Origin of the sequence: Vibrio sp. 10N.261.52.A1 (genome assembly GCF_002876325.1) — a bacterium.
GTDB lineage: Bacteria > Pseudomonadota > Gammaproteobacteria > Enterobacterales > Vibrionaceae > Vibrio > Vibrio chagasii.
This window is the reverse complement of record NZ_MCYD01000257.1, coordinates 1-410: the sequence shown is the minus strand read 5'-3', so window position 1 is coordinate 410 and position 410 is coordinate 1. Positions and strand designations below refer to the sequence as shown.

The 410-nt window shown below is 36.3% G+C and carries 1 protein-coding gene; it reads left to right on the top strand.

From position 1 onward, the window contains the following. Positions 1-212: hypothetical protein (locus BCT81_RS29535; protein ID WP_206748000.1), on the top strand; the 212-nt coding region annotated here is incomplete at its 5' end. Between the last annotated feature and the right edge of the window lie 198 nt (positions 213-410).

Here is a 410-nt window from a genome sequence, read left to right as displayed (position 1 = left end):
CAGTGCTCAACACAACAAATACCTTCATGAATAGTTTAATGAGTTCTTGTTTATGTATGGTTTATGCTGGCTTCTATATGCTTGCATGTAGAGTCAGTATAAAGCCGACAGAGCGAAGCGGCGTCAGTATCACAAATATAGAGAAAACTGTTCATTTTGAATGTTTAAGATCAAAAAATCAGGCGAAACAAAAGGGAGTGACAACTCCTTAACATTTATTGGAGTTCTGTAACTAACTGTCAGTGGGAATTGGTGAGTATCGAGAGGGAAGTTGGGTGATTTCTGCCATTCCGTAGCTATTAGAGAATGGAGCCTGCAAAAATCGGGCTTGTTGCAAATAATTTTTTATAGGATTTTGAAGAATCAAACGTAACACATTTAGTGTTTTTTATTCATAAAATACCTACATG